Source organism: Chelativorans xinjiangensis (assembly GCF_009812055.1).
GTDB lineage: Bacteria > Pseudomonadota > Alphaproteobacteria > Rhizobiales > Rhizobiaceae > Chelativorans > Chelativorans xinjiangense.
This window is the reverse complement of the sequence record NZ_WQNH01000027.1, coordinates 24,933-51,099: the sequence shown is the minus strand read 5'-3', so window position 1 is coordinate 51,099 and position 26,167 is coordinate 24,933. Positions and strand designations below refer to the sequence as shown.

At 66.2% G+C, this 26,167-nt stretch carries 32 protein-coding genes; 29 read left to right on the top strand and 3 right to left on the bottom strand.

Features of this window, described 5'->3' with window-relative positions; genetic code table 11:
• Positions 1-43: 43 nt before the first annotated feature.
• Genes fliN through motA form a run of 3 tightly spaced genes read right to left on the bottom strand, consistent with a single transcriptional unit; the run spans position 44 to position 2,251 of the window.
• Positions 44-406, bottom strand: a complete 363-nt coding sequence (gene fliN / locus GM910_RS16575) for a flagellar motor switch protein FliN (RefSeq protein ID WP_159589169.1) — start codon at positions 404-406, stop codon at positions 44-46.
• Between the two features lie 13 nt (positions 407-419).
• Positions 420-1,361 carry a FliM/FliN family flagellar motor C-terminal domain-containing protein gene (locus GM910_RS16570; RefSeq protein WP_159589188.1) on the bottom strand — a complete coding sequence of 314 codons (942 nt, stop codon included), beginning with the start codon at positions 1,359-1,361 and terminating at the stop codon, positions 420-422.
• A 5-nt stretch (positions 1,362-1,366) separates the two neighbouring features.
• A complete protein-coding gene (gene motA / locus GM910_RS16565) occupies positions 1,367-2,251 on the bottom strand; it encodes a flagellar motor stator protein MotA (protein WP_159589167.1) in 885 nt (294 codons plus the stop codon).
• A gap of 143 nt (positions 2,252-2,394) precedes the next feature.
• Between motA and GM910_RS16560 the strand changes: the two genes are divergently transcribed.
• The 29 genes from GM910_RS16560 (at position 2,395) to flgD (ending at position 26,164) form a co-directional block, all read left to right on the top strand.
• Positions 2,395-3,171, top strand: a complete 777-nt coding sequence (locus tag GM910_RS16560; RefSeq protein WP_159589165.1) for a DUF1217 domain-containing protein — start codon at positions 2,395-2,397, stop codon at positions 3,169-3,171.
• Between the two features lie 3 nt (positions 3,172-3,174).
• On the top strand, positions 3,175-3,894 hold the full coding sequence (gene flgF, locus GM910_RS16555; RefSeq protein WP_159589163.1) for a flagellar basal-body rod protein FlgF: 720 nt from the start codon (positions 3,175-3,177) through the stop codon (positions 3,892-3,894).
• Positions 3,894-5,270, top strand: a complete 1,377-nt coding sequence (gene fliI, locus GM910_RS16550) for a flagellar protein export ATPase FliI (protein ID WP_159589161.1) — start codon at positions 3,894-3,896, stop codon at positions 5,268-5,270. The genes flgF and fliI overlap by 1 nt, the downstream gene beginning before the upstream one ends.
• Positions 5,263-5,868 (top strand): hypothetical protein, encoded by a 606-nt coding sequence (locus tag GM910_RS16545; protein WP_246226191.1) that lies wholly within the window; start codon positions 5,263-5,265, stop codon positions 5,866-5,868. Before fliI ends, GM910_RS16545 begins: the two co-directional genes overlap by 8 nt.
• Before the next feature lie 100 nt (positions 5,869-5,968).
• A complete protein-coding gene (locus tag GM910_RS16540; protein ID WP_159589157.1) occupies positions 5,969-6,334 on the top strand; it encodes a hypothetical protein in 366 nt (121 codons plus the stop codon).
• 163 nt (positions 6,335-6,497) lie between these two features.
• Positions 6,498-6,875 (top strand): flagellar basal body rod protein FlgB, encoded by a 378-nt coding sequence (gene flgB / locus GM910_RS16535; protein ID WP_159589155.1) that lies wholly within the window; start codon positions 6,498-6,500, stop codon positions 6,873-6,875.
• A 4-nt stretch (positions 6,876-6,879) separates the two neighbouring features.
• A complete protein-coding gene (flgC, locus tag GM910_RS16530; protein ID WP_159589153.1) occupies positions 6,880-7,302 on the top strand; it encodes a flagellar basal body rod protein FlgC in 423 nt (140 codons plus the stop codon).
• On the top strand, positions 7,299-7,601 hold the full coding sequence (gene fliE / locus GM910_RS16525) for a flagellar hook-basal body complex protein FliE (RefSeq protein ID WP_159589151.1): 303 nt from the start codon (positions 7,299-7,301) through the stop codon (positions 7,599-7,601). Before flgC ends, fliE begins: the two co-directional genes overlap by 4 nt.
• 11 nt (positions 7,602-7,612) lie before the next feature.
• On the top strand, positions 7,613-8,401 hold the full coding sequence (flgG, locus tag GM910_RS16520) for a flagellar basal-body rod protein FlgG (RefSeq protein ID WP_159589149.1): 789 nt from the start codon (positions 7,613-7,615) through the stop codon (positions 8,399-8,401).
• 7 nt (positions 8,402-8,408) lie between these two features.
• Positions 8,409-8,882 (top strand): flagellar basal body P-ring formation chaperone FlgA, encoded by a 474-nt coding sequence (gene flgA / locus GM910_RS16515; RefSeq protein ID WP_159589147.1) that lies wholly within the window; start codon positions 8,409-8,411, stop codon positions 8,880-8,882.
• On the top strand, positions 8,882-9,982 hold the full coding sequence (locus GM910_RS16510; RefSeq protein WP_246226192.1) for a flagellar basal body P-ring protein FlgI: 1,101 nt from the start codon (positions 8,882-8,884) through the stop codon (positions 9,980-9,982). Before flgA ends, GM910_RS16510 begins: the two co-directional genes overlap by 1 nt.
• A 9-nt stretch (positions 9,983-9,991) precedes the next feature.
• The gene (locus GM910_RS16505; protein ID WP_159589143.1) at positions 9,992-10,513 is read left to right on the top strand and encodes a MotE family protein; all 522 of its coding nucleotides are present in this window, start codon (positions 9,992-9,994) and stop codon (positions 10,511-10,513) included.
• Positions 10,510-11,217, top strand: a complete 708-nt coding sequence (gene flgH, locus GM910_RS16500; RefSeq protein ID WP_159589141.1) for a flagellar basal body L-ring protein FlgH — start codon at positions 10,510-10,512, stop codon at positions 11,215-11,217. The genes GM910_RS16505 and flgH overlap by 4 nt, the downstream gene beginning before the upstream one ends.
• Positions 11,218-11,229: 12 nt before the next feature.
• Positions 11,230-11,730 carry a flagellar basal body-associated FliL family protein gene (locus tag GM910_RS16495; protein WP_159589139.1) on the top strand — a complete coding sequence of 167 codons (501 nt, stop codon included), beginning with the start codon at positions 11,230-11,232 and terminating at the stop codon, positions 11,728-11,730.
• Entirely contained in the window at positions 11,727-12,464 is a 738-nt protein-coding gene (gene fliP / locus GM910_RS16490) for a flagellar type III secretion system pore protein FliP (protein ID WP_159589137.1), read from the top strand. The genes GM910_RS16495 and fliP overlap by 4 nt, the downstream gene beginning before the upstream one ends.
• A 277-nt stretch (positions 12,465-12,741) precedes the next feature.
• Complete coding sequence (locus GM910_RS16485; protein ID WP_159589135.1) at positions 12,742-13,653, top strand: flagellin N-terminal helical domain-containing protein; 912 nt, start codon at positions 12,742-12,744, stop codon at positions 13,651-13,653.
• Between the two features lie 119 nt (positions 13,654-13,772).
• On the top strand, positions 13,773-15,416 hold the full coding sequence (gene fliF / locus GM910_RS16480) for a flagellar basal-body MS-ring/collar protein FliF (RefSeq protein ID WP_159589133.1): 1,644 nt from the start codon (positions 13,773-13,775) through the stop codon (positions 15,414-15,416).
• Positions 15,416-16,057 (top strand): hypothetical protein, encoded by a 642-nt coding sequence (locus tag GM910_RS16475; RefSeq protein ID WP_246226190.1) that lies wholly within the window; start codon positions 15,416-15,418, stop codon positions 16,055-16,057. Before fliF ends, GM910_RS16475 begins: the two co-directional genes overlap by 1 nt.
• Entirely contained in the window at positions 16,054-17,361 is a 1,308-nt protein-coding gene (locus tag GM910_RS16470) for a MotB family protein (protein ID WP_159589131.1), read from the top strand. Before GM910_RS16475 ends, GM910_RS16470 begins: the two co-directional genes overlap by 4 nt.
• Positions 17,358-18,503 (top strand): chemotaxis protein, encoded by a 1,146-nt coding sequence (locus GM910_RS16465; protein ID WP_159589129.1) that lies wholly within the window; start codon positions 17,358-17,360, stop codon positions 18,501-18,503. Before GM910_RS16470 ends, GM910_RS16465 begins: the two co-directional genes overlap by 4 nt.
• Positions 18,500-19,768, top strand: a complete 1,269-nt coding sequence (gene fliK / locus GM910_RS16460; RefSeq protein WP_159589127.1) for a flagellar hook-length control protein FliK — start codon at positions 18,500-18,502, stop codon at positions 19,766-19,768. The genes GM910_RS16465 and fliK overlap by 4 nt, the downstream gene beginning before the upstream one ends.
• A complete protein-coding gene (locus tag GM910_RS16455) occupies positions 19,743-20,288 on the top strand; it encodes a lytic transglycosylase domain-containing protein (protein WP_159589185.1) in 546 nt (181 codons plus the stop codon). Before fliK ends, GM910_RS16455 begins: the two co-directional genes overlap by 26 nt.
• Before the next feature lie 125 nt (positions 20,289-20,413).
• Positions 20,414-21,085, top strand: a complete 672-nt coding sequence (locus GM910_RS16450) for a response regulator transcription factor (RefSeq protein ID WP_159589125.1) — start codon at positions 20,414-20,416, stop codon at positions 21,083-21,085.
• An 84-nt stretch (positions 21,086-21,169) separates the two neighbouring features.
• Positions 21,170-22,426, top strand: a complete 1,257-nt coding sequence (locus GM910_RS16445; RefSeq protein WP_159589123.1) for a flagellar hook protein FlgE — start codon at positions 21,170-21,172, stop codon at positions 22,424-22,426.
• A gap of 31 nt (positions 22,427-22,457) precedes the next feature.
• Complete coding sequence (gene flgK, locus GM910_RS16440; protein ID WP_159589121.1) at positions 22,458-23,906, top strand: flagellar hook-associated protein FlgK; 1,449 nt, start codon at positions 22,458-22,460, stop codon at positions 23,904-23,906.
• Between the two features lie 2 nt (positions 23,907-23,908).
• Positions 23,909-24,949, top strand: coding sequence for a flagellar hook-associated family protein (locus GM910_RS16435; RefSeq protein ID WP_159589119.1), 1,041 nt, complete (start codon positions 23,909-23,911; stop codon positions 24,947-24,949).
• A 41-nt stretch (positions 24,950-24,990) separates the two neighbouring features.
• A complete protein-coding gene (flaF, locus tag GM910_RS16430; protein WP_159589117.1) occupies positions 24,991-25,338 on the top strand; it encodes a flagellar biosynthesis regulator FlaF in 348 nt (115 codons plus the stop codon).
• Entirely contained in the window at positions 25,335-25,772 is a 438-nt protein-coding gene (gene flbT, locus GM910_RS16425) for a flagellar biosynthesis repressor FlbT (protein ID WP_159589115.1), read from the top strand. Before flaF ends, flbT begins: the two co-directional genes overlap by 4 nt.
• Before the next feature lie 2 nt (positions 25,773-25,774).
• Positions 25,775-26,164 carry a flagellar hook assembly protein FlgD gene (gene flgD, locus GM910_RS16420; RefSeq protein ID WP_159589113.1) on the top strand — a complete coding sequence of 130 codons (390 nt, stop codon included), beginning with the start codon at positions 25,775-25,777 and terminating at the stop codon, positions 26,162-26,164.
• The last annotated feature ends 3 nt before the right edge of the window (positions 26,165-26,167 follow it).

The following is a 26,167-nucleotide window of genomic DNA, read 5'->3' as shown; positions in this document are numbered from 1 at the left end:
CGACTGCCTCCGATCGTAGCCGGAGGGGGAGGAACGGAACCCTTCATTTACCCGCCGCGCCGCCGATCTCGGTCAGGCGCACGCCGAAGCGGCTCGGATCGTGCTCCAGGAGGGTTATCTCGCCGCGCGCGATGCGCCGGCCGTTGACGATGATGTCCACCGGCTCGCCGATGCGCCGGTCGAGCGAGACCGTGGAGCCCTTCTGCAAGGCCATCAGTTCGGAAACCGGCATCTCCGCGCTGCCGAGCACGATCTGCACTTCGACGGGGATGTTCATGACGAAGCCGGCATTGCCGGTGGCTGCCCCGGGGGCGGCCTCGTCCTGCAGCACGTCGCGCAACTCCTCGATCGCCTTGTTGAGTTGCTCGTCGTCGCTCTCGTCGGTCGCCGGATCGCTCTTGCCCATCGGTCCCTCCTGATTAGCCGGCCAATAGCCCGTCCAGGACGTCCTGCCTGGCATCGAAGGGCTGCTTCACCCGTACCGTGTAATGCTGCCCCAGCCTCCCGAACTCGCAGATGAAGATCGTGCGGCCGCGCACCGAAAGCCGGGTCTCGGCCTGCGCGTTCTCACGCAGTTCGAGCACCTGCCCCTCCCTGAGCCCCGCCAGCGCCTTGAGCGGCATCTTCATGAGCGGGATGGTCGCCGTCAGCTCGACATTGGAGCGCAGGACCTCGTCGTTGAAGCGTTGCCGCCATGCGACCGCCTGTACCCGCTCCTCGGCCGAGTCCGGAAGGGCGGCACCCCGCGCCAGGAGGACGCGCTGCGGCATCCAGGCGGTCAGAAGCCCCACCTCGTCGCCCGCGCCGAGGGAAAAGGTGATGCGCACGCCGGGCCCGTCGCGAACGACGAAGCGCTTGAAGTCGCTCACGCCGGAAAGCGGCTGCGGCACCGGCAGGCGCAGGCCCAGCGCCCGCGGCCCATTGCCGTTGAGGGCCTGCGCGAACGCCTCGAAGACCATCGCCGCCACGTCGAGCTCGATCTTCGACGGCACCCTGTCGAGCGGCGGCGGCGGAATGTCCGGATCGCCGCCGAACAGCGTGCTGACGAGCAGCGAAAGCGCCTGCGGGTCGAGCCGCATGGTCAGCGCATCGCGCGACGTCGTCGCGGGAACCACCACCAGCGCGTCGAGCGAATCCTTCTCCGGCTTCAGTTCGGCCATGCGGGCAACGTCGATGCCCGCAACGTCGACCGCCATCGGCGTGGGAAACTTTTCGCTGAATGTATCGGCCACGATGGGCAACGCCCGCATCGCCGTGGCACGCGCCGCCTCGACCACATGGCGCGGGTCGCCCGTCTCGCCGACCAGCCGCTCGACGATGAGCTTGCGCATCAGCTCCGGATTTTCGACCTGCGCCTTCATTTCGCTCACGCCGCCTTCTTCTCCGCATCGCCCGGCGCACCCGGCGCCAGCGTGTTCTGCTCGACCGCGTCGATGGACGGGCGGTCGTAGGCGGAGATGGTCTTGCGTCCGAACTCCAGCGCCACCTGCGGCAGCGAGCCGTTCATGTAGGCAAGCAATGTCTGCTTGACGATCACGTAAAGCCGGTTGTTCTTCTCGCGCACGATCTTGATCTTCGTGGCGATGGGGCCGACGACGGCGTAGGACAGGAAGATGCCGAGGAAAGTACCGACGAGCGCCGCGCCCACCAGCGCACCGAGGATCTCCGGCGACTGGTCGAGCGCGCCCATGGCCTTGATGACGCCGAGCACCGCCGCGACGATACCGAGCGCCGGCAGGCCGTCGGCCACGGCCGTCAGCGCGTGATAAGGCTTCAGCTTGTCGCGCTTGATGGTCTGGATCTCCTCGTCCATCAGCGCCTCGATCTCGAAGGGCCGCGCATTGCCGATGATGATGATGCGGCAATAATCGCAGATGAAGTTCATCAGATCCCGGTTCTTCAGCACCGTGGGGAAGGCCTGGAAGATCGCCGATTCGTCCGGGTTGTCGATGTGGGCTTCCACCTCGCTGCGCGATTTGGCGCGCAGTTCGCGCATCAGGCTGTGGAGCACGCCGAGCGTCTCCAGATATTCCGTCTGCTTCGGCACGGCGTGCCTGAACGCCTCGAGGCACGCCTTGCCCGTGTCCTTCACCGTCGCCATCGGCGTGGCAACGAGGAAGGTGCCGAGCGCCGCGCCGCCGATGATCACCAGTTCCCACGGCTGTATGAGCACGTCCAGGTGCCCGCCCATGGCCATGAACCCGCCGATCACGCAGCCAAAGGTGACAACCAGTCCGATGAGAATGCCCACGTCACGACCTTCGTATGAAGAACAACTCCCCCGAAGTAGCCGCCGTGGCTTGCGTGAGGCTTGAAAGGGGTCGAACGGCCCGAAGAAAGCTTCGCACAAGCCAAGCTCGCTAGCGTCACCCTACGAAGTTGCAGGAGTCGGGCGTGATCAACACCTACACGAGCTATCAGCTGATAACGCGTGACATGGCGCAGTCCATCAGCCGCATCGAGGCGCAGCCGATTGTGAGCCGCGAGACGGAGTACTACCGTGCCAATATCGAGAACGTGAAATCGATCGAGGAGTTCGTCGCCGACGATCGCCTCTTCCGCTACGCCATGAAGGCGCACGGGCTGGACGACATGGCCTATGCCAAGGCCCTGATGGTCAAGGCCATGGAAGAGGGCGTCGACGACAAGGACAGCTTTGCCAACAAGCTGACCGACAAGCGCTACAAGGACTTCGTGGAAACCTTCAACTTCGCCCGCTACGGCGAGGAGACGACCACCTTCTATAGCCCCACGACCGGCACCGTCGACAAATACCTGCGCCAATCGCTCGAGGAGGACGCCGGCGCGCGGAACGAAGGTGTGCGCCTGGCGCTCTACTTCGAGCGCAAGGCGGGCAGCCTGAAATCCTTCTACGAGGTGCTGGCCGACCCCGCCATGTCGCAGGTCGTGCGCACCGCGCTCGGCTTTCCCGACGAGCTTGCCCAGGCCGACATCGACAAGCAGGTGGAGATGTTCAAGGCCCGGATCGACCTCGAAGACTTCAAGGACCCCGAGAAGCTCGATGAGTTTCTCAAGCGCTTCACCGCGCTCTGGGAAGTCGAAAACCAGAGCAACAACGCGCAAAGCTCCATCGCCGCGCTGTTCACCCAGCCAGCCGAATTCGGCATCTCTACCGACGTCCTCCTGACCATTGCCCAGATGAGGAAATAGACCGTGCAGACCGGACTCTACGTCGCCCTGTCCTCTCAGATGGCGCTGGAGCGGCGGCTCACCACGCTCGCCGACAATGTCGCCAACGCCGGCACCGTCGGCTTCCGCGCCGGCGGCATCACCTTCGACGACGTGATGAGCGGCCTCACTGACAAGTCGGTAAGTTTCGTCTCCGCCGGCGACGACTTTTACGACACGCGCGCCGGCGGCCTTCAGGAGACCGGCAACCCTTTCGACTTCGCCGTGCAGGGCGACGCCTGGTTCGCCGTCGAGACGCCGGCCGGACCGATGATGACGCGCGACGGCCGCTTCACCATGCTCGAGACGGGCGAGCTCGTCACGCTGGAAGGCCACCCCGTGCTCGATGCCGGCGGCGCGCCGCTGGTGCTCGACCCTGAGGCCGGCCCGCCCGAGGCCGGCGCCGACGGCACGCTGCGCCAGAACGGCCAGCTTCTCGGCGCCATCGGCCTCTTCGCCTTCACGCCCGGCCCCAACGCCCAGCGCTACGGCAACTCCGGCTTCCTGCCCGGCATGCAGCCGCAGCCGGTGGTCGACCAGCCGGATGTCGGTGTGGCGCAAGGCTTCCTTGAGGACTCCAACGTCAATGCCGTTCAGGAGATGATGCGCCTGATCCAGGTGCAGCGCGCCTTCGAGCAGGTCACCACGCTGATGCGCGACAGCGACACCTCGTTGAAGGACGCCATCAAGACGATGGGCTCCTGATGGGCAGCGGTGCCGAGCGCACGGGCGGCGACGCCCTGACGGCCCTGGAATCCGCTTATCTGCGCTTCCACGACCCGAGCCACATCGTCAAGCATGGCGGCCGCATCTCCGAGGTCACCCCCGTGCACTACCGGGTGCGCGGCCTGTCGCGGGCGGCGCGCCTGGGCGATGTCGTCGCCTACCGCGGCCACGGCGCCGAGCAACGCGGCGAGGTCGTGCGCATCTCCGCCGAGGACGTCCTGGTGGCACCCTTCGAGCGAAACGCCGAGGCGAGCCTCGGCCAGCCGGTCTTCACCGCCGGCCCGCTCGACATCGTCCCGCACGAAAGCTGGCGCGGCCGCGTCATCGACGCGCTGGGACGTCCGGTGGACGATGGCCCGCCGCTCATCCGCCCGCCCGCCACGGCAGCCGGCAAGAAGCCGCGCACGCCGCCAGCGCTGCGCCGCCAGCGCGTCGCCACGCCCTTCCTCACCGGCGTGCGCGTCATCGACCTGTTCACCCCGCTCTGCCATGGCCAGCGCATGGGCATCTTCGCCGGCTCCGGCGTCGGAAAGTCGACGCTGCTTGCCATGCTGGCAAGGGCCGACGCCTTCGACACGGTGGTGGTGGCGATGATCGGCGAGCGCGGCCGCGAGGTGCGCGAGTTCCTGGAAGACACCATCGGCGAAGCCGGCATGAGGAAGACCGTCGCCGTTGTCGCCACCAGCGATGAAAGCGCCATGATGCGCCGCCGCGCCGGCGACGCCGCCATGCGCGCGGCCGAAAGCTTCCGCGACCGCGGCGAAAAAGTCCTGCTCATCCTCGATTCCATCACCCGCTACGCGCACGCCGCGCGCGAGGTGGCCACCGGCGCCGGCGAACCGCCGATCGCACGCGGCTACCCCGCCTCCGTCTTCACGGACCTGCCCAAGCTCCTCGAACGCGCCGGGCCGGGCGAAGATGGCCGCGGCTCCATCACCGCCATCCTCTCCGTCCTCGTCGACGGCGACGACCACAACGACCCGGTGGCGGATTCGGTGCGCGGCATCCTCGACGGGCACATCGTGCTCGACCGGACGATCGCCGAGCAGGGCCGCTATCCGCCGGTCAATCCGCTCGCCTCCATCTCCCGCCTGGCCGACCGCGCCTGGGGCGACGACAAGCGCCTCCTGATCCAGCGCCTGAAGGCCATGATCGCCCGCTTCGAGGAAACCCGCGACATCCGGCTTCTGGGCGGCTTCCAGGCCGGCCTCGATGCCGAGCTGGACCTTGCCGTGCGCCAGGTGCCCGTCATCTACGATGTGTTGCGGCAAGGCCCGAAGGACCCGCCGGCGGCCGACCCCTTCGCCGAACTCGCCACGCAACTGAAGGCCAGGGAGGCGCCCCGTGATGGATAAGCTCGCCGGCCTCGTGCTGCCCGACGCGACACCCGTGGAAGAGCCGGTGGAGCAGCCCACGAAAAGCAAAGGAAAGGCCCGCTTCGGCCGACGAAAGCCCTCCGGTGCCGTCGGTGAAGGCCGCGATTGGCTCACCATCGGTTGCGGCATCGGGCTCGCGGTCGTCTGCGCGCTGTTTCCCTGGTACATCTTCTTCAATCAGGAGGCATTCGGCATAAGGCCGCTGCAGTTCTCCGGGCGACCGGGCGGCTTCGACGCCGCCGGTCTGGCGGCGCGAGGCGATCTCGTGGGCGAGCGCATCCCTCTATCCGTGGACAGCTTCCCGCAACTCGACTTCATCCCCACCGGCACGGTGCCCGCCACCCCGGCGTTTGACAACGACAACCCGCCGGAGCAACCCTACCCCGGCGACCGGCAAAGCTTCCGACTTGTCGAGGCGGGTAACGGCCGGGCGATGATCGAGGACGAGGACGGCTTCTGGATCGTCGAGCGCGGCTCTCCCCTTCCCGACGGCAGCCACGTGGCGCAAATTCTGGAGCGCGAGGGGACCTGGATGCTAATTACTTCCAATAAGGCGGAAATCGCCCTTTCACGCTAAGCGCAGGGACAAGAGGGAGAATACCAATATACCATTGATTTACTTACCATACTATGCAATTTAGAGTACGTTATAAACGTAACGTATTGGAATAATTTTAATGAAGAACCACCTTGCGCTTCTTGCCTGTCTCGCACTTGCTGCGGGATGCGCGACGAAATCGACAGATATTGCTGCTAATTATGTTTCGGCCACTCAGTACCAGAACTATAGCTGCGCCCAGCTTGCGGAAGAGGCAAGGGCCGTTTCCGCCAAGGCGGCCCAGCTTTCCGGCACGCAGGATAGACGCGCCACGAATGACAAGTGGATCGTGGGGGCAGGCGTCGTCGTCTTCTGGCCCGTGCTCCTCCTCACCAAAGGCAACGACCATCTCGCCGCCGAGCTTGGCCAGCTAAAGGGCGAGAAGGAAGCGATCGAGGCCGCGGCGCGCAAGAAAGGCTGCAGCATCCGCTTCGATCGCGGGTAAGCCCTGGCCTAAAGCGCCGTGCCCCTTTCGGGACATAAAGAACTCTGCAATTATCGAACCTGAGCACCGGCCCGAAAACCGGGCCGGTGCGCCACGTTGACGGACGCAAGGCCCACGCAAGACTGGCGACATAGCCTCGGATACAAATTCCGTGGGAGTCGCCATGCAACCCGTCAACCTGTTCGATCTGGCCACGCAGCAGGCGCGCTGGCTGTCGGTGCGTCAGGCGGCGGTGGCAGGCAACATCGCCAACATCAACACGCCCGGCTACAAGGCCATCGACGTCGAGCCTTTCGAGAACGTGCTCACCAACAGCCGCGTCGCCATGCAGGCGACCCACGCCGTACACCAGAAGACCGGCGCCACCGCGGCCTCCTTCGCTCTCAACGAGCAGGAAGACCCGAAGCTCCTGCCGTCGGAAAACAGCGTCGTGCTGGAGGAGGAACTCGTCAAGTCCGGCGAGATTCGCCGCGCTTTCGAACTCAACACGGCGATCGTCAAGGCCTTCCACCGCATGATGACCATGACGACGAGGAGCTAGAGGGATGGTCGACGCCCTTTCCACCGCCCTGAAAGTCGGCGGCTCCGGCCTCACTGCGCAGTCGGAGCGCATGCGCATCGTCTCCGAAAACCTCGCCAACGCCCAATCGACCAGCGACATCCCCGGCGGCGATCCATACCGGCGCAAGACCGTCAGCTTCTCCGCCGAGCTCGACCGCGCAACCGGCGGCAGCATGGTCGAGGTCTCGGCGATCGCCCGCGATCCGACGGCCTTCCCGGTCGAGTTCCAGCCCGGCCACGAGGCCGCCGACGAATTCGGCTACGTCAAGATGCCCAACGTGAACATGCTGGTCGAGATGGCCGACATGCGCGAGGCAAACCGCGGCTACGAGGCGAACCTGCAAACCATCAAGCAGGCGCGGGAGATGATTTCCATGACCATCGACCTCTTGCGGAGCAACTCATGATCACCGGCATCGGCAACATCGCCCCGCTTTCGGGCACGCAATCGATCTTCCCCGAAACGAGAACGGCAGAGGCCGCCACCGGGGATGCCTTCTCGGCCATGGTCACCCAGCTTGCCACCAACACGGTTACGCGGCTCGAAAACGCCGAGGACCTGTCGCTCGAGGCGCTCGAGGGCGAGGCCGATACGCGCGCCGTGGTCGACGCGGTGATGAGCGCCGAACAGTCACTGCAGGCGGCCATCGCCATCCGCGACAAGATCGTCAATGCCTATCTCGACATCAGCCGCATGGCGATCTGAGGAGCAAGCCCATGAAAGCCCTGTCCATCGCCGCCACCGGCATGAACGCCCAGCAGACCAACCTGGAAGTCATCGCCAACAACATCGCCAACATCAACACCACCGGCTTCAAGCGCGCCCGCGCCGAGTTCTCCGACCTGCTCTACCAGGTGGAGCGGCTTCAGGGCGTGCCGGAGCGGGCGAACCAGAACATCGTCCCGGAAGGCGCCAATATCGGCCTCGGCGTGAAGACTGCCGCCGTGCGCAACGTGCATATCCAGGGATCGCTCAACAACACCGGCAACAAATTCGACGTGGCGCTGGTCGGCAAGGGCTGGTTCGAGATCGGCGGTGCGGACGGCGAGCCGCTCTACACCCGCGCCGGCGCCTTCAACACCAACGCCAACGGCGAGCTCGTCACCGTCGACGGCTTCCCCGTCATGCCGGCCATCGTCGTGCCGGAAGAGGCGGTGGACGTCATCATCAATAAATCCGGCCAGGTCTTCGCCCGCATCGACGGGCAGAACGAGCTGCAGGAACTCGGGCAGCTGACGCTCGCCGCCTTCTCCAACGAAGCCGGCCTCGCCCCCATCGGCAACAATCTCTTCCGCGAGACCGTGGCCTCCGGCCCCGCCAATGTCGGCGTGCCGGGCGATCCCGGCTTCGCCACCGTCGAGCAGGGCTATCTGGAAGATTCCAACGTCGACCCGGTGAAAGAGATCACCGACCTGATCTCCGCCCAGCGCGCCTACGAGATGAACTCCAAGGTCATCCGCGCGGCCGACGAGATGGCGGCCACCGTGACCCAGTCGATGCGGTAGGGCGATGATGCGCGGCGGCTTTCTCAAACGGCGTGTCTGGCTGGCGGGGCTTGTTGCGACCCTGCCGCTCCTTTCCGCCCCTGCCGCTGCCCAGGAGACGGTGGTCGTCCCCGTCCGCGTGATCTATCCCAGCGAGACGGTCTCCGCCGACGCGCTGGACGAAGTATTGCTGCGCCGCCCCCCGAAAAGCATGGCGCCCATCGCCCGCCTGCCCGAGGATCTCGACGGCAAGGTGGCGCGCCGCACGCTTCTGCCGGGCCGGCTGGTGCCGCTCTCCTCCGTGCGTGAACCTTATCTGGTGGAGCAGGGGGCAGCCGTAACGGTGGTCTTCACCGAAGGCGCGCTGACGATTTCCCTCTTGGCCGTATCGCTGCAATCAGGCGCCGCCGGCGACCTCGTCAAGCTGCGCAACGCCGACAGCGGCGCCGTCATCACCGGTATCGTCATGGGCGACGGCACCGTCAGGGTCGGCGCGTCATGATGCTGCGCGGCCTCGTTCTCGCGCTTGGCCTCTTTGCCGCCGCCTTCCCCGCGGCGGCCGCTTCGCGCATCAAGGACGTGGCCGAGCTTCAAGCCTCGCGCGACAACCAGCTCGTCGGCTACGGCCTCGTGATCGGCCTCAACGGCAGCGGCGACAGCCTGCGCAACGCGCCCTTCACCGAGCAGTCCATCCGCGCCATGCTGCAGAACCTTGGCATCGCCACGGAAGGCGGCAGGGCGCGGGCGAAAAACGTGGCGGCCGTCATCGTCACTGCCAACCTGCCGCCCTTCGTGCAGTCCGGCGCGCGCATCGATGCCACGGTCTCCTCGCTGGGCGATGCCACGTCGCTGGCCGGCGGCACGCTGGTGATGACCCCGCTGCGCGCCGCCGACGGGGATATCTACGCCGTGGCGCAGGGTCCGGTCGTCGTCTCCGGCTTCAGCGCCGAGGGCCAGGCCGAGACGCTGACCCAAGGCGTGCCCACAGCCGGCCGCGTGCCCAACGGCGCCATCATCGAGCGCCACGTCGCCGCCTCCTTCGATGAAATGCTGCTGCTCACTCTGCAGCTCCGCAACCCGGATTTTTCCACTGCCGTACGCATCACCGACACCATCAACGCGTACACCGACCGGCGCTTCGGCGCCCGCCTCGCCGCCGAGCAGGACTCGCGAACCGTGGTGATCCGCAAGCCGAAGGGCGTCTCCGCCGCCCGCTTCTACGCGGAGCTGGAAAACCTCATGGTGGAGGCCGATGCCCCGGCGCGCGTCGTCGTCGACGAGCGCACGGGCACCGTCGTCATAGGCAACGACGTGCGCATCTCCCGCGTCGGCATCAGCCACGGCGCGCTGACCGTGCGGGTGACGGAGATGCCACGCGTCGTCCAGCCCGAGCCCTTCTCGCGCGGTGAGACGGAAATCGAGCCTTTCACCGTCATCGAGGCCGATCAGCCCGACGCCAATGTGGCCCTGCTCGACGGGCCCGACCTGCAAACCCTCGTCTCCGGCCTCAACCGGCTCGGTGTGAAGCCGGACGGCATCATCGCCATCCTGCAAGGCATCAAATCCGCCGGCGCGCTGCAGGCCGAGCTTGTGCTGCAATAGGAGCGAGCGATGAAGAGGAGCTTCTGCGCAAGACCCGCATTGCCGGCAGGACGGGCAAGGCTGCCGCTGGCCGCTCTCGCCGCCGTTCTCCTGTCCGTGCCCGGCGCCCGCGCCGCCGATACGGCGAACGCACCCCAGGACGAGGTGGAGCGCTTCTGCACCAACATCGCCGATGCCGCGCGCGACCGGCGTTATGCGCTCCAAGCGCGGGAGCTGGACGGGCTGCGCGGCGAGGTCGACGCGCGCATCGCCGCCCTCGAGGAGAAGCGCGCCGAATACGAAGCCTGGCTCGCGCGCCGCGACGCCTTCCTCGCCAGGGCCGAGGGCAACCTCGTCCAGATCTACTCCAACATGCGGCCCGACGCCGCCGCCGAGCGCCTGGCCGAGGTGCGGGCGGAGCTCGCGGCGGCCATCCTGATGAAGCTCGAGCCACGCATGGCGGGCGTCATCCTCAACGAGATGAACAGCAAGGACGCCGCCGCCCTGACCACCATCATGGCAAGCGCGGCCCGTCCTGAGGATCCGTCATGAAAAAGACCGTGGGCATTTCGCTCCTCACCGTCGCCCTGGCGCTCGGCGGCTGCGCCTCGACCGATGAACTGGGCAGGCCGCCGGCCCTCTCGCCCGTCGGCGCCGGCGCGGAGCCGACGATGCTGCCGGCCTATCACTATGCCGGAAAGCAGGGACGGCCCATCACCCGCTATTCGCTATGGAGCGACCGCCAGAGCCGCCTGTTCACCGACCCGCGCGCCCTCGAGGTTGGCGACATCCTGACCGTCGAGATCGTCATCAACGACAAGGCGCGGTTCAAGAACGAGTCGGAGCGCTCGCGCCAGGTAAGCCGCAGCCTCGGCCTCGCCGGCTCCTTCGGCACCGGCAGGGCCAGCGGCGCGGCCGAAGCCGAAGGCGAGATCGGCTCAGGCACCTCGACCACCGGCACCGGCGCCACCGAACGTTCGGAGGACATCAAGCTGGTGGTGGCGGCGATCGTGACGGAGAAGCTGCCGAACGGAAACCTGCGCATCTCCGGCACCCAGGAAGTGCGCGTCAATGCCGAGCTTCGGGTGCTCACCATCGCCGGCATCGCGCGCCCCGCCGACATCGGCCCCTACAACACGATCTCCTACGAGCGCATTGCCGAGGCGCGCATCTCCTATGGCGGCCGCGGCCGGCTCACCGAGGTGCAGCAGCCCCCCTACGGGCAGCAGATCCTCGACACCGTGCTGCCGTTCTAGGAGGCAAGGAACATGGCGCTGGTCTCCCAGGAAGAACGGAAGAAAGGCCCCTCGCCCATCATCCAGGTGGCCGCACTCCTGGTCGTGACCGCGCTCGCCGTCGGCATGGGATGGTACACGGGGGGCTATCTGGAAAGCCATCAGGCACCGGTCTCCGAACCCGGCACCATCAAGGACCAGGGCCGCGCCGAGAGCGAGGAAGAGCAGGTGGAGGGCGAGGCCAGACCGGCGCCAAGCGTCACCGTCCTCGATCCGATCACCACCAATCTCGCGGACCCGACGGAGATATGGGTGCGCATGGAGCTGGCGGTCGTCTTCGACGGCGAGCCGGACCCGGCGCTCGCCCGGACGATCCATCAGGACCTCTTCGCCTATATGCGCACGGTCAAGCTGCGTCAGATCGAAAGCGCCAGCGGCTTCCAGTACCTCAAGGCGGACCTGCGCGAGCGCGCCCGCATCCGCAGCGAGGGCCGCGTCAGCGACATTCTCGTCATGACCTTCATCTACGAATGAAGCGCGTCCGCCTCGCCATAGCGATCCTTATCGCCGCCGCGGCTCCCGCCGCCGCGCAGACGTTCGACCTCAGTGCCCTCGCCGGTGATGCGAACGGCACGACCGTCGGCTACATCATCCAGCTCTTCGGCCTTCTGACTGTGCTGTCGATCGCCCCCGGGCTCCTCATCATGGTGACGAGCTTCACCCGCTTCGTCATCGCCTTCTCCATCCTGCGCGCCGGCATGGGCCTGCCGACGACCCCGGCCAACCTCATCCTCATCAGCTTGGCGCTCTTCATGACATTCTACGTCATGGCACCCACCTTCGACCGGGCATGGAACGACGGCATGCGCCCGCTGATGGACAACGAGATTTCCGAGGAAGTGGCGGTGGCGCGGATCGCTGAGCCCTTCCGTGCCTTCATGGCCGGCAATGTGCGGGAAGCCGACTACAACCTCTTCGCCGACCTGGCAGCCGAGCGCGGCGGCGTTGAGGTCTCTCCTCAGACGGCCGATCTTCGCGTCCTCATCCCCGCCTTCATGATCTCGGAGATCCGCCGCGGATTCGAGATCGGCTTCCTCGTCGTGCTGCCCTTTCTCGTCATCGACCTGATCGTCGCCACCATCACCATGTCCATGGGCATGATGATGCTGCCGCCGACCGTCGTTTCCCTGCCCTTCAAGATACTGTTCTTCGTGCTTATCGACGGCTGGAACCTGCTCGTCGGCAGCCTCGTGCGCTCGTTCGCGTAGCAATTCCAGGAAAAGTGGAAACCGGTTTTCCGTCCGGAATTGCTACAAAACAAAGAGTTAGAACAGGTCATCGATTCCATGAAACGATGACCTGTTCCAGCATCACAGAAAATTTCACCTGATTACGATTTGGTAGGAAGTTCCCGCCATAAAGGGCGCCGAACGCATGGCGGGCTGATCTCGAACGAGAGTTCACGGGCATGATGCCGTCCCGCCATACCGGATCGCCCGGTATGTCCCTCAAAAACCTCCATTTCGAATCAAAGGGGCACTTCCTATGTCCAGTCTTCTGACCAATGCGTCCGCCATGACGGCGCTGCAGACCCTGACCAACATCAACAAGGACCTCGCCACCACGCAGAACCGCATTTCCACCGGTCTGCGCGTGAACGAGGCCTCCGACAACGCCGCCTACTGGTCGATCGCCACGACGATGCGTTCGGACAACAAGGCCAACTCCGTTGTCCAAGACGCCCTCGGCCTCGCCGCCGGCAAGGTCGATACCGCCTACACGGCAATGGACTCGGCCAAGGACGTGGTCGACCAGATCAAGGAAAAGGTCCTGCTCGCCAAGACGTCGAGCACCGAGGACCGCACCAAGATTCAGAGCGAGATCACGGCTCTGCAGGCGCAGCTCACCGAGACCGCCGCAGCAAGCTACGCCGGTTCCAGCCTTCTTACGACCGATCCGGCTGGCGCAACCAGCTTCAGTGTCATCTCCTCCTATAGCCGTGATGCAGCCGGCGCCGTGACAACCGGCCAGATCAGTGTCGCGCTAGGTGACATCCGGCTGATCGACAGCGTTGGCGACACCGGCATCCTCGACACCACGTTCACGACCACCGGCGCCGGTGCCGCTACGGCTTCCGTCCTGACGCTCGACGTTACCGCAGCGAACTTGGACGACACGGACTTCAACGACATGCTGACCGGCATTGAAGCTGCCCTCAGCGACGTCTCCACCGGCGCGGCCTCGCTCGGTGCCGCCAAGTCGCGCATCGATCTGCAGACGAGCTTCACCTCGGCGCTGATGGATGCCATCGACCGCGGCGTCGGCCAGCTCGTCGATGCCGACATGAACGAGGAATCGACCCGCCTCGCCGCCCTGCAGACCCAGCAGCAGCTCGGCATCCAGGCGCTGTCGATCGCCAACTCCAACGCTCAGAGCATCCTGTCGCTGTTCCGATAATCCAGAGGGACAGTACCACCAAGCAGGAAGGTGGGGCCGCCTCGTGCGGCCCCATTTCATTTTCGCACAAGCTTCGACCGCTAGTCTCGCCCCGGTTCATTGCTGGGAGTATCGGGACGTTGCCGGAGCAGCTTCAGACCGTCGTCGAAAATCTGAAAAGCCTGGGGCCGCGGCGCCTCGCCATGATGGGCGGCGTCCTGGCGCTCGTCATGGCCGTCATCGTCGCCGGCGCCGTCTATCTCAACCGCCCCGCCTACGAGACGCTCTATATCGGCCTGGAGCGTTCGGACGTGAACCAGATCGGCCTCGTGCTCGGCGAGGCGGGCATCGGCTTCGACGTGGTTTCGGACGGCACGGCCGTGCTGGTGCCGGCCGGCAAGACGGCACAGGCGCGCATGCTGCTCGCCGAAAAGGGCCTGCCGACCAGCACCAATGCCGGCTATGAGCTGTTCGACAATGTCGGCTCTCTGGGGCTCACCACCTTCATGCAGGAGGTGACCCGCGTGCGGGCGCTGGAGGGCGAGATCGCCCGCACCATCCAGTCCATCTCCGGGGTGAGGGCCGCGCGCGTACATATCGTCATGGCCGAGCGCGGCAACTTCCGCCGCGAGGAGCAGGAGCCCTCTGCCTCCGTCGTCATCCGCGCTTCCCGTCTCGACGGCGCCGACAAGGCCGCCGCCATCCGCTACCTGGTCTCCGCCGCCGTGCCGGGACTGGAGGCGGAGAAGGTGACCGTGCTCGATTCCTCCGGCGCGCTGCTCGCCGCCGGCGACGATCCGGCCAACAACACCGCCCAGCGCTCCATCGGCATCGAACGCACGGTGGAGACCCAGGTGGAAGAGAACATCCGCCGCGCGCTCGCACCCTATCTCGGCCCCGACAACTTCCGCGCCAGCGTAAAGGCCGAGGTCAACACCGACGCCCGCCAGGTGGAGGAAATCATCTACGACCCGGATTCGCGCGTCGAGCGCTCCGTGCAAATCGTGCGCTCCAGCGACAACGCCACCCAGGAGACGGCGGCCACGCCGACGACCGTTCTGCAAAACCTGCCGCAGGAGGAAACGCCAGCAGCCGAGCTGCCCCGCTCCTCCGAGGAGAGCGAACGGCGCGAAGAGACCACCAATTACGAACTCAACACGAAACGCATCGCCACCACCAGCAACGGATATCAGGTCTCCAAGCTCTCCATCGCCGTGGTGGTGAATGAGGCACGCCTTGCCGCCATCCTCGGCGAGGGCGCCGCGCCCGATCAGGTGCAGGCGCGGATCGAGGAGATACAGACGGTCGTAGCCTCGGCCACCGGCTTCAGCGAAGCGCGCGGCGATGTGCTGAACGTCACCGCGGTCGAATTCATCGACGGGCTCGACAGGGTGGAGATCGCCGAGCCCGGCCCGCTGGCCTTCGTCAACCGGCACGCCGGCACGCTGATCAATGCCGCCGCCTTCGTGCTCGTTGCCTTCCTCGTCACCTGGTTCGGCTTGAAGCCGCTCGGCACCGCGTTGATGCGGCCGGCGACCGCCGGCGAGCCGGAGTTGGCGACCGCGCAACGCTCACTGCCCAACCCCGCCGGCGAGCCGCGCCTGCCCGCCGCCGGCGATGAGGAGACGGCCGGCCTGGAGATGGAGGAGGAGAACGAGGAGTTCCGGTTGAAGGTCAGGCCGGCACCCCAGGCGCGCCTCGCCCGCATGGTCGACCTTAGCGAGGAACGCACGGCCCACATCCTGCGCAAATGGGCACGCGCCGAGGCGGAGGCCGCGGGCTGATGCCGGTGGTGGCCCTTGCCGACGCGCTGCCGGATTTCGGCGCCGGAGCACCCGCGCCCGGCAAGCGCAAACCCGCCGCGGACGCTTTCGGAACGCTGCGGGAGACGCCTCCGGCGCCAGCTACGTCTGCGGCGGAACGCCGGCCGACGACCGAGGAGATCGTTGCGAAAGCCGAGGCCGCGCTTGCCGAACGTCTGCAGCGCGAGCATGAGGAGAAGCTCACTGCCGAGCGAGAGCGCCACGCCGCCGAGATGGAAGAGGCGATGACCCGTCTTGGCGAGGAAGCCGGCACCGCCGTCGTCGACCGCTTCGCCGAAATGCAGCGGGAGGTGGTGGCGCTCACCAGCGCCGTGACGGCGCGCATCCTCGGCGTGGTGCTTAGCGAAGACCTGCAGAAGCGGGCCGTCGACGAGCTCGCGCGCATCGTCGAGGCGGCGCTGGACGACCGTGAGGCAGTGCGCATCCGCATCCGCGGCACCGCGCTTCTGTGCGACGCCCTGAAGGGTAAGCTCGGCGAGCGCGCTCAACAGGTGGGCTTTGCCGAGGCGCCCGGCTTCGACCTGACCGCCGAGATAGACGAAAGCCTGTTCGAGACGCGCCTTGCCGAATGGTCCGAGGCGCTGGCCGAGGTTCTGTCATGAGCGTGGCCGACGGCGAGGACCGCCACCCCGAGATCATCATCGTGCGCCGCGGCGGCGACGATGAGGACGAAGGCCATCACGGCGGCGTATGGAAGATCGCCTTCGCCGACTTCATGACGGCGATGATGTGCTTCTTCCTCGTCATGTGGCTCATCAACGCCGCCAACGAGCAGACGCGCGCCGCCCTCGCCAGCTATTTCAACCCCGTCAAGCTCATCGACCGCAACACCAACCGCAAGGGCCTGGAGGAGATCGGCCAGGGCCCGCAGGCAACGTCGAGCGACACGGATGCGGAAAAGATCACCGACGCCCCGGCCGGCGAAAACGACAAGACCTCCGGCCCCTCGACCTTCAAGAACTCGGCCGACCTCGCCGACACGCGCAAATATTCCGACCAGAACTTCTTCTCCAACCCCTATGCCGTGCTGGCCGAGATCGCCGCCGACATCGGCACTGAGCAGAACATCTCCGAAAAGGGCGAGGGCGGCCAGCAGGACGCCGGCCCCTCCTCCGGGGCCTCCGGCGGCGAAGCTTACCGCGATCCCTTCGCGCCGGACTTCTGGTCGCAGCAGGTCGCCGTCCCGCAGATCGGCGTGGAAGGCGACCCCGACGAGGCCCGCGAGCAGCCGGCCGGCGCCGACGCCGAAGCTGCCGAGACGGGCGAGCATCAGCTTGCCGCCGCCGCCGACGTGGAGATCGAGCTGGAAAACCAGCGGGAAGAGGCCACGTCCCTCGTGCCAGTCCCTGAGGTGGAGCCGCTTGCAGCCCGACCGGAAGAAGCCGAGCAGGCACGCGACGAGGAAAAAGCCCAGGACGCCGAGCCGGAGGCCGAAGCCACCGAGGCGCGCGAGAAGACCGCCGATGCGGTGCGCACCGAGATCATGGAAGCACTGGAGAGCGAGGGTCTCAGCACCTCCGTCACCGTGACGTCGGGAGAGGACGGCGTGCTGATCTCCGTCACCGACGAAGTGAAAAACGGCATGTTCGCCGTCGGCTCGGCGGTGCCGGTGCGCCAGCTCGTGCTGGCCATGGAAAAGATCGGCCGCACGCTCGCTGAGCGCCCCGGCGCCATCCGCGTGCATGGCCACACGGACGCGCGGCCGTTCAACAGCGGCGATTACGACAACTGGCGGCTGTCCACCGCCCGCGCCCATGCGGCGCAATACATGCTGGTGCGCGGCGGCCTGGACGAGGGCCGCATCGCCGAAGTGGCGGGCTTCGCCGACCGGCGCCTGAAGCTGCCCGACGACCCGCTGGCCGACGCCAACCGCCGCATCGACATCCTCTTGGAGGTGCCGCGATGAAGCGGTACCTTGGCGCCGTCGGCCTTGCCGCCATGCTGTCCGGCCAGGCCCTGGCCGGCGGGCTGCAGCCCCTTCAGATGGTGCGTTCGCTGCAGCGCGTGCAAGACCGGATCGCCGACGGCGACCACGCCGCCCTCCCCATGCAGCGCAAGCTTTTGGGCATCATCGACGAACGCCTGCGCGCAGCCAGGCCAGAGGAGTTCGACGACCCGCGCAACTTCCATGCCCTCCTCGTCTACGGCGCCAGCGGCGGCAACCCCGCGACGCTGGACATGGCCGTCTCGCGCCTCGCTCTGGAAGGAACGGAGCGCACGCTGGGCGACGGCGTCGTGCGCTACGCCCGCGGCGATTTCTCCGGTGCACGCGAGATCCTGCGTGACGTCGAGCCGCTGGGAGTAAACGGCGAGCTGTCGGCCCCGCTGGCGCTGGTGATCGGTTCGCTCCTGGTGCAGGAAAACCCTTCGGGCGCGCTCCGCCTGTTCGACGAGGCGCGGCTCCTGAGCCCCGGCACGCTGATCGAGGAGGCAGCGCTGCGCCGCACCATCGCCGTCAGCGCGACGCTGCACGATCTGGACCGTTTTGCTCTGGCGGCGTCGCAATATGTCCGCCGCTTCCTGCACTCGCCCTACGCCAGCCAGTTCGCCGAGGCCTTCGTCTCCGCCATTATCACCCTGCACGAAGAGGTCGACCTCGAACTGATCGAGGAGGTGGCGGCGGAGATGAATGCCGAGCAGGCGCACGTCATCTACCTGCGGATCGCCCGCCAAAGCGCCATCGAAGGCCACGAAAGACTGCTCGCCTTCGCCTCCCGCAATGCCGAGAAATACGTGGCCGGAGAACCGGAGGAGAGCGACCCGCGCGCCGTCCTCTACGCCAACGTCGCCTCCGTGACGTCGCAGAATGCGGGCGACGTGCTGGAGACGCTGAAGGGTATCGACGTGCGGCGCCTTTCCGCGAACGACCGGCGATTGCTGAAGGCGGCGACGGAGATCGCCGAAAGAGTGGTGGCGCGCCCGGTTTCCCTGGAGACTATGGCGCAAGAAGAACCGCCGCCCGCGGATGCCGGGAACACCGCCTTCGTCGCCGAAACATTGGAAAGGCTGCAAGCGATCGACGCGCTGCTTCAGGAGGAGACACGATGACCGAGGCCGTGAAAGCTGCTGGCCTCGCCGCCATCTTCGGCACACGGGAAGGCGCGCGCGGCTACAAGGGGTCTCCCCTGCAGGCACCAGCCTTCAGCGATGCCCTGCTGGAGGATGGAAACAAGATGCCGACCCTACGGCGGGAATCGGACGGCCAAACATGGCGCCTCGCCGACCTCGTAGAAAAGCTCTCCCTGTCCTTGCAGCATGAAGCCGGCGCACCGGGGGAAGAAGGATCCGGCGAAGACAAAGCCCTCGACGTGCTGCCGGTGACGAAGAACACCGAAGCGCCGGAGCATGAGGACGGAGAAACCAACACCGCCCCCGCAACCGACGAAGCGAAAGAGGATGAAATCGCGGCCGTGATGGATCCGGCGCGGGCAGGCACGGCCCTGCCGCAGCGAGAGGCTGCAGGCTCCGGCAAGGCGGCCGCCACCTCCCCTTCGCCCAATGCACCGGATACGAAAGACACAGCCATCCCCCGCGACAGCGCACCACCAGCCAGCGCAACAACCACCACGGACAAGGCGATCGCTCGGCAGAACCCACAGGAACTCCCTCCTTTTCCCAGGGCCGACCAGCCGGCACCGCCGCGCCTCGCAGACGGCGCCGAGCCTTCCGCAAAGACCGACACACGCGCCGCCCCAACGCTGGCGGCGCAGGACGGAACCGCGCAGGACAACCCCTCCGGCGGCAGCCGCCAGGACGCCGAGAGCGGCAAGCCGCCGGTGCGTGTGGTAAGCGTCCAGTCCGCCCCTGCACCGGCCTCCCCCTTCGGCACGAGCCCCACGCTCGAGGCCAGCCCGGCCTTCGCATCGGCCGCGACGGAAGCCGCCAAGGCCCTCGCCGCCGGCACGCAGCGCGGAAACGAAACCCTGCACACCCTGAAAATCCAGCTTCAGCCGGCCGAACTCGGCCCCGTGACGGCCCGTCTCAGCATTTCCGGCGACAAACTTTTGGTTGAATTGCAGGTCGAGACCACGGAGGCCCGGCAGAAGCTGAATGCCGACGGCGAGGCCATGACGCGGGCGTTGCGTGCGCTCGGCTACGAGGTGGATCGCGTGACGGTCCAGCAGACTCCGGGCGGCACGAACGCCAACACGGGCAGCGGCACGAGCGGCCGCGAACCCGGCTTCCAGCCGGCCGCCGGCGAAGGACGGCAAGGCGGAGGCACCCGAGGTGACGGCAGCGGCGAACGGCACGGCGCCCGCGGAAAGGACGAGGACCATCGCGATGCTGATGCGGGCCGCGACCTTTATATCTAGCCTGCTCCTCTCGACCGCCCTCGCCACGGCCAATCCGTGCGAGGCCGAAATCCTGCGCGCGGCACACAAATACGACGTTCCGCCCGGCATCCTCTATTCGGTAGGCCTTACGGAAACCGGCGTGAAAGGCAGCCTGCAGCCTTATGCGCTGAATATCGAGGGCAAGGCCGTCTTCGCCCGCACCGCCAAAGAGGCGGCAACGGAATTCGCAAAGGCACAAGAGCGCGGCGCCAGGCTGATCGACCTCGGCTGCATGCAGATCAACCACCACTACCACGGCGATCGGTTCGGCAGCCTCGCCGAGATGCTCGACCCGCGCCGCAACGTCGACTACGCGGCCCGCTTCCTCGCCCAGCTGAAGCAGCGACATGGGACCTGGTCCATGGCCGTTGCACGCTACCATGCCGGGCCCGACAACGATCCCGCGCAGAAGCGCTACCTGTGCCGGGTCATCGCCAACATGGTCGCCACCGGCTTCGGCGAGTGGACACGGCAAGCGCGCTCCTTCTGCCACTCCTGATTGAAATTGCGATTCGCGCCTATAGATCAAAAACTCACTAAAGATTTATTACAAAAATAAATAGTTGTGCGAGATTCCTCTCACCGGGTACCTCTTGGTGGGGTAACTGATTCGGAGGCGGGCTGATGATTGTCGTTGTGGACGAGCGCGAACTCGTAACCGATGGGTACACATCACTTTTCGGCCGGGAAGGCGTTGCCACCGCGGGTTTCGGGCCCGGTGAATTCGGCGAATGGGTGGAAACGGCGGCCGAAGACGACCTGAAGGCGGTCAGCGCCTTCCTCCTCGGCCAATGCGATACGCCCGAGAAGCCGGCGCGAAGCATCCGCGATAGGTCGAACGCGCCGGTCATCGCGTTGAGCGAGCAGAACTCGCTCGAAGACACGCTGAGGCTCTTCGAGTACGGCGTCGACGACGTGGTGCGCAAGCCGGTGCATGTGCGCGAAATCCTCGCCCGCATCGCCGCCATCAGCCGCCGCACCCAGCAGCAGGACACGAGCTTCACCGAGGTCGGGCCGATGCGCATCTACGCCGACGGCCGCGACCCGGAGATCGAGGGCGAGCCCCTGCCCCTGCCACGCCGTGAGCGGCGCATCCTCGAATACCTCGCCGGCAACGCCTCGCGCCGCGTGACCAAGACGCAGATCTTCAACGCCATCTACGGCATCTTCGATGAGGAAGTCGAAGAGAACGTCGTGGAAAGCCACATCAGCAAGCTGCGCAAGAAACTGCGCACCAGGCTGGGCTTCGATCCCATCGAATCCAAACGCTACCTCGGATATCGGCTGGTCACCTGAGACCGCGCAGGCGGCAGACCAGCTTCACGCAAGTCCCATCGGCTAGCCTTTGCCCCGAATGCGCAAAGCGACGAGAGGTCCGCGATGAGTCTGTATGGCATGATGAGAACCGGTGTGTCCGGCATGAACGGACAGGCCAACCGATTGTCCACGGTTGCCGACAACATCGCCAACTCCAGCACCAACGGCTACAAGCGGGCAAAGACCGAGTTCTCCACGCTGGTCGTCCCGAGCACGTCCGGCTCCTACAATTCCGGCGGCGTCACCACCTCGGTGCGCAATTCGATCTCCACGCAAGGCGTGCTGCAATACACCACCTCGGTAACCGACCTCGCGGTCGAGGGCGACGGCTTCTTCGTCGTTCAGGATTCCGGTGGCCAGCCCTATCTGACGCGCGCCGGCTCGTTCGTCCTCGACGGCGAAGGCCGCCTTGTCAACGCGGCCGGCTTTCAATTGATGGGCTACAGCTACGCAAACGGCGAGCCGGCCCCCACAGCCAACGGCTATGCAGGCCTGGAGCCCATCGCCATCACCCAGGCGGAGCTCGTGGCATCGCCGTCGCGCAACGGCATCTTCGCCGGAAATCTGCCGCTCGACGCCGACATCGTCGCCGCTGCCGACCTGCCGTCGAACAACGCGGCAACGGCGCAATACTCGGCCAAGACCTCGCTGGTCGCCTATGGCAACCGCGGCGAGGAGGCCCTGCTCGACGTCTATTTCACCAAGACGGCGGACGACACGTGGGAAGTCGCCGTCTTCGACCGGGCCGACGCGGCTCCCAACACCTCCTTCCCCTATGCCTCGGCGCCCTTGGCCACGCAGACCCTCTCCTTCGACGCGACGACCGGCAAGCTCACCGGCCCAGCCACCGGCATCACCATACCGGTCCCCGGCGGCGACAATCTGGAGCTCGATCTTTCCACCCTCACTCAGCTCGACTCCGCCTTCGCCGTTGCCGATGCCAAGGTGGACGGCACGCCGCCGAGCGGCATCGAAAGCGTCGAGATCGGCACCGATGGCATCGTCTATGCGCAGTATGCGGACGGCTCCTTCCGCCCGCTCTACCGCATCCCGCTCGCCACCGTGCCGAGCCCGGATCAGTTGCAGGTCGTCTCGGGCAACATCTTTGCCGAAGGCGCGGATTCCGGCGCCGTGCGCATCGGCTTCGCCGGCGAGGCGGGGTTTGGGAAGGTCGTCTCCGGGGCGCTGGAGAACTCCAACGTCGACATCGCCCAGGAACTCACCGACATGATCGAATCCCAGCGCAGCTACACGGCAAATTCGAAAGTGTTCCAGACCGGTTCCGACCTCATGGAGCTTCTGGTGAACCTGAAAAGGTAACTGATGTGAAGAGGGGTCGAGAAAGGAAGCAATGTCGCTGACGTCCGCACTGAGTACCGCCCAATCGGCGCTGTTTAACACGTCGCGCCAAACCAGCATCGTCTCGCGGAATGTCGCCGAGGCCTCCAACCCCGATTATGTGCGCCGCTCCGGCATCACGACCAGCACCGCGCCCGGCGCCCGCATCAGCGGCATCCAGCGGGCGACCGACGACGTCCTCTTCCGGCAGAACCTTTCCGCCCTGTCCGGCTGGGAGGGCCAGTCCGCCTTGTCGCGGGGCCTCGACAGCCTGCAGATCCGGGTAAACGGCGTCGACAACGCCACCTCTCCGGCATCCGCGCTCAACAAGCTGCAGGAGGCCCTGCAGAGCTACGCCGCCGCGCCCTCCAACCGCACCGTGGCTGAAAGCGCGCTCGAAGCAGCGCGCGGCGTGGTCCGCTCTCTTAATAACGGAACCGCCGCCGTCCAGTCCTTCCGCGCCGATGTCGACCGCGAGATCGCCATCTCCGTGGAAGAGCTGAATCGGCTCCTGGCCGAGTTCGAGGCTGCCAACAAGGAGGTGACCTCGGGCACCCGCACCGGCCGCGACGTTTCCGACGCGCTCGACCGGCGGGACGCGCTCTTGAAGAAGATCTCGGCCTATGTGCCAGTTTCCACCATCACCCGCGCCGACAACGACATGGTCGTGCTCACCGCCGACGGCGTGACGCTGTTCGAAACCGTCGCGCGCCCTGTCACTTTCACCCCCAACGGCACCTACACCGCCGGCATGGCCGGCAATGCGATCTACATCGATGGTGTGCCGCTGACGGCCGGCAACGGCGGCAACACGACCGCCTCGGGCAGCCTGGCCGCAAACCTGCAATTGCGCGACGAGGTGGCGGTCGGCATGCAGCGCCAACTCGACGAGATCGCCCGCGGTCTGATTTCCGCCTTCGCCGAGACCGATCCCGACGGCGTTCTTGCCGACGCGGCGGGTCTGTTCATCTGGCCCGGTGGCCCCGGCCTGCCGGCAGCCGGCACGCTGGAGGACGGGCTGGCAGGCAACATCGTGCTCAACACAGCGTTCGAGGCCGACCCGACCTTGCTGCGCGACGGTGGCGCCAACGGCGCCGGCTATGTCCACAATACCGAGGGCGGGGCGTCCTACTCCGACCTCCTTAACGCCTATCTCGCCAAGCTCGACCAGCCGGCAGGCTTCGATCCGGCTGCCAGCCTCGGTACCACGCTGAGCCTCACCGCTTTCTCCAGCCAGTCCATCGGCTGGCTGGAAAGCCTGAGGAAGGATGCAGCCAGCGGCGTAGAGGCCAAGGAAGCGCTGGCCACGCATACCGCCACGGCACTTTCCAACGCCACCGGCGTCAACATCGACGAGGAGATGGCACTGCTGCTTGACCTCGAACACGCCTATGAGGCCTCGGCGCGGCTGATGAGCGTCGTCGACGAGATGCTGTACACACTGATGGAGGTCGCGCGCTAGCCATGAAAACCTCCTTCATCTCCACCTCCAGCATTTCGCAGACCCTCCGCTACCAGATGATGCGCATGCAGGTGGAACTTGCCGAGCGCCAGCAGGAGGCCACCACCGGCCGCGTGGCCGATCCCGGCGTGACGCTGGGCGCCCGCGCAGGCGTCAGCTTCTCCATGACGCGCGACATCGTGCGGCTGGAGAGCCTGATCGACGCCAACGGCCTGGCCTCCGGCCGGCTCTCCGCCACCCAAAACGGTCTGGAGCAGCTCGGCGGCATCGCCCAGGACATGCTGGAGGCGCTGACCGCCGCGTCTTCCGGGGACAGCGATCCGGAGATCATCCGCGCCAGCGCCAAGCAGGCACTGGAAGCGATGACGAGCATCCTCAACAGCAACCTCAACGGCGAATACCTGTTCGCCGGCATCAACACCGACGTAAAGCCGCTCAACGACTTCACCGACCCCGCTTCGCCCAACAAGGCGCAGTTCGATGCGCTTTTCTCCGCCCATTTCGGCTTTGCCCAGACCGACCCCGCCGCCGAGAACATCACCGCCGCGGAAATGGCTGCGTTCTTCGATGACCTGGAGGCGAGCTTCATGGGCGCCGGCTGGAGCGATTGGTCCGAGGCCTCGGACCAGAAGATCACCAGCCGCATCACCCTCAACGAGACGGCCGAGACCTCGACCACTGCCAACGGCCCGGGCATGCGCAGGCTTGCCATGGCCACCGCGGCACTCACCGACCTGATGCAGATACCCCTTAACGACGAGGCGCTGCAGACGCTCTACGGGCGCGCCACCGCGTTGGTCGGCGCGGCGGTCGCCGATTTCGCGTACGCGCAATCCGAGGTCGGCCTTGCCGAGACCCGCGTCGAGGAGGCCAGCGAACGCATTTCCTCGCAGATCGACCTGTTCAACACATTGGTCACGGATCTCGAAGGCGTCGACCCGTTCGAGGCCGCAACGAAGGTCAATGACCTCCTGACCCAGATCGAAACCGCCTACGCGCTGACCGCCCGCATCCAGCAGCTCAGCCTCTTACGATATCTGTGACGACATATCCGTGACGACCAGGAAGCGAGACCTCAGACCCCATGTACCAGTTTTCCTATAGCGAGGTTCAGACGGATTCGGTTGCCGACGCGAAGGACCGCGAGCGCCAGTTGCTGACGCGCTCCATCGACCTTCTCGCCACCGCGCGCGACGCCGGGCCGAATGCGCGCGAGACGACCGAGGCCATCCTGTTCATGAACCGGGTGTGGACCTCGCTCATCAGCGATCTGGGCAGCCCCGACAACGAGCTGCCGAAGGAGCTGCGCGCCAACCTGATCTCCATCGGCCTGTGGCTCTTGCGCGAGGGCGAGGAGGTGCGCCAGGGTCGCTCGGACAATTTCGATGGGCTTATCGAGGTCTCGCAGATCATCCGCGACGGGCTGAAATGACCAACACGCTGAAGATATCGCTCAAGGCCGGCGAGAAGATCTATGTCAACGGCGCCGTCATCAAGGTCGACCGCAAGGTTTCTCTGGAGTTCCTGAACGACGTGCAGTTCCTGCTGCAGAACCACGTCCTCCAGCCGGAGGACGCGAAGACGCCGCTGCGCCAGCTCTATTTCGTCGTGCAGATCATGCTGATGAACCCCGACGGCGGGGACAGCGCGCACGAACTCTTCCGCCGGACCCTTTCCAACCTGCTTGCCACCTTCCGCAACGAGCGCGTGCTGGCCGGGCTGAAGCACGTCGACACGCTCGTATGCGAGGGCCAGGTCTACGAGGCGCTGAAGGCGATCCGCGCTCTCTACCCGCTCGAAGAGGAAATCCTGGAAGGGCCACGCCGGCACGAGGAAACCGCATTCGCCAAGGCCGTAGGGGAATAGACATGAACGTTTCGACCGTAACCGGCACCACGCAGAACCAGACCAGCACCGCCGCGCCGCAGGCCGTGGACTACCAGTCCTTCCTCAAGCTGCTCGTCGCCGAGATGAAGAACCAGGACCCGACGAGCCCGATGGAATCCACCGACTACGTGGCCCAGCTCGCCAGCTTCTCCCAGGTCGAGCAGTCCGTGCAGATCAACGACAAGCTGGAACAGATCCTCGCCGCCTCCTCGCTCTCCCAGGCAAGCGGCCTTGTTGGCCGCGAGATCACCTCGGCCGACGGCTCGGTGACCGGCATCGTGTCGGAGGTGAAGCTCTACAGCGACGGCGTGGTCGCCAAGCTCGAAGGCGGCCAGGAAGTGACCGTTGGCCCCGGCGTCGTGATCCGCTGACCC

Coding starts and splice junctions, on each gene's coding strand:
- fliN (WP_159589169.1), bottom strand. CDS start 406: ATGGGCAAGAGCGATCCGGCGACCGACGAGAGCGACGACGAGCAACTC.
- GM910_RS16570 (WP_159589188.1), bottom strand. CDS start 1,361: ATGAAGGCGCAGGTCGAAAATCCGGAGCTGATGCGCAAGCTCATCGTC.
- fliI (WP_159589161.1), top strand. CDS start 3,894: ATGGGCAGCGGTGCCGAGCGCACGGGCGGCGACGCCCTGACGGCCCTG.
- GM910_RS16545 (WP_246226191.1), top strand. CDS start 5,263: ATGGATAAGCTCGCCGGCCTCGTGCTGCCCGACGCGACACCCGTGGAA.
- GM910_RS16540 (WP_159589157.1), top strand. CDS start 5,969: ATGAAGAACCACCTTGCGCTTCTTGCCTGTCTCGCACTTGCTGCGGGA.
- flgB (WP_159589155.1), top strand. CDS start 6,498: ATGCAACCCGTCAACCTGTTCGATCTGGCCACGCAGCAGGCGCGCTGG.
- flgC (WP_159589153.1), top strand. CDS start 6,880: ATGGTCGACGCCCTTTCCACCGCCCTGAAAGTCGGCGGCTCCGGCCTC.
- fliE (WP_159589151.1), top strand. CDS start 7,299: ATGATCACCGGCATCGGCAACATCGCCCCGCTTTCGGGCACGCAATCG.
- flgG (WP_159589149.1), top strand. CDS start 7,613: ATGAAAGCCCTGTCCATCGCCGCCACCGGCATGAACGCCCAGCAGACC.
- flgA (WP_159589147.1), top strand. CDS start 8,409: ATGCGCGGCGGCTTTCTCAAACGGCGTGTCTGGCTGGCGGGGCTTGTT.
- GM910_RS16510 (WP_246226192.1), top strand. CDS start 8,882: ATGCTGCGCGGCCTCGTTCTCGCGCTTGGCCTCTTTGCCGCCGCCTTC.
- GM910_RS16505 (WP_159589143.1), top strand. CDS start 9,992: ATGAAGAGGAGCTTCTGCGCAAGACCCGCATTGCCGGCAGGACGGGCA.
- flgH (WP_159589141.1), top strand. CDS start 10,510: ATGAAAAAGACCGTGGGCATTTCGCTCCTCACCGTCGCCCTGGCGCTC.
- GM910_RS16495 (WP_159589139.1), top strand. CDS start 11,230: ATGGCGCTGGTCTCCCAGGAAGAACGGAAGAAAGGCCCCTCGCCCATC.
- fliP (WP_159589137.1), top strand. CDS start 11,727: ATGAAGCGCGTCCGCCTCGCCATAGCGATCCTTATCGCCGCCGCGGCT.
- GM910_RS16485 (WP_159589135.1), top strand. CDS start 12,742: ATGTCCAGTCTTCTGACCAATGCGTCCGCCATGACGGCGCTGCAGACC.
- GM910_RS16475 (WP_246226190.1), top strand. CDS start 15,416: ATGCCGGTGGTGGCCCTTGCCGACGCGCTGCCGGATTTCGGCGCCGGA.
- GM910_RS16470 (WP_159589131.1), top strand. CDS start 16,054: ATGAGCGTGGCCGACGGCGAGGACCGCCACCCCGAGATCATCATCGTG.
- GM910_RS16465 (WP_159589129.1), top strand. CDS start 17,358: ATGAAGCGGTACCTTGGCGCCGTCGGCCTTGCCGCCATGCTGTCCGGC.
- fliK (WP_159589127.1), top strand. CDS start 18,500: ATGACCGAGGCCGTGAAAGCTGCTGGCCTCGCCGCCATCTTCGGCACA.
- GM910_RS16455 (WP_159589185.1), top strand. CDS start 19,743: ATGCGGGCCGCGACCTTTATATCTAGCCTGCTCCTCTCGACCGCCCTC.
- GM910_RS16450 (WP_159589125.1), top strand. CDS start 20,414: ATGATTGTCGTTGTGGACGAGCGCGAACTCGTAACCGATGGGTACACA.
- GM910_RS16445 (WP_159589123.1), top strand. CDS start 21,170: ATGAGTCTGTATGGCATGATGAGAACCGGTGTGTCCGGCATGAACGGA.
- flgK (WP_159589121.1), top strand. CDS start 22,458: ATGTCGCTGACGTCCGCACTGAGTACCGCCCAATCGGCGCTGTTTAAC.
- GM910_RS16435 (WP_159589119.1), top strand. CDS start 23,909: ATGAAAACCTCCTTCATCTCCACCTCCAGCATTTCGCAGACCCTCCGC.
- flaF (WP_159589117.1), top strand. CDS start 24,991: ATGTACCAGTTTTCCTATAGCGAGGTTCAGACGGATTCGGTTGCCGAC.
- flbT (WP_159589115.1), top strand. CDS start 25,335: ATGACCAACACGCTGAAGATATCGCTCAAGGCCGGCGAGAAGATCTAT.
- flgD (WP_159589113.1), top strand. CDS start 25,775: ATGAACGTTTCGACCGTAACCGGCACCACGCAGAACCAGACCAGCACC.